At 42.8% G+C, this 533-nt stretch carries 1 protein-coding gene and 1 pseudogene; both read left to right on the forward strand.

Going from position 1 to position 533, the window contains the following annotated elements:
• A pseudogene (locus CSQ79_RS26925) lies at positions 1 to 191 on the forward strand (L-2-hydroxyglutarate oxidase); the annotation flags it as partial.
• Between the two features lie 11 nt (positions 192 to 202).
• On the forward strand, positions 203 to 533 hold a 331-nt coding region (locus CSQ79_RS26930), incomplete at its 3' end, for an NAD-dependent epimerase/dehydratase family protein (protein ID WP_143755516.1).

The following is a 533-nucleotide window of genomic DNA, read 5'->3' on the forward strand; positions in this document are numbered from 1 at the left end:
GGGTAAGGGCGCAGGCATTGCAAAGTGATGGCAAGTTGGTTGATGACTTTTTGATTGTGCCAGGAATGAGGGCAATGCATGTGTGTAATGCTCCTTCTCCGGCGGCGACTTCTTCTCTTGAGATTGGCAAAGCGATTTCACTTGCGATTCCAGCTCAATCTCATCTTGAATCGACACTCATTCACGTTTAGGTTTTTTACTGATGAAAATTCTTGTTACTGGTACTGAGGGATATCTTGGTTCTCTATTGGCTCCTATGCTAATGGAAGCTGGACATGAAGTTATTGCAGTAGATACTGGATTCTACAAAGCTGGTTGGTTATACAATGGCACAGATCTCACTGCCAAAACTTTAAACAAAGATATTCGCCAAATTACAATTGAAGACTTGCAAGGTGTAGAAGCCATCGTTCACATGGCGGAGTTATCAAACGATCCTACTGGACAACTTGCACCGAATATTACTTATGAAATTAACCACAAAGGTTCTGTTGCACTGGCTAATTTAGCCAAAGCAGCAGGGGTAAGACGCT

This window comes from Gloeocapsopsis sp. IPPAS B-1203, assembly GCF_002749975.1.
GTDB lineage: Bacteria > Cyanobacteriota > Cyanobacteriia > Cyanobacteriales > Chroococcidiopsidaceae > Gloeocapsopsis.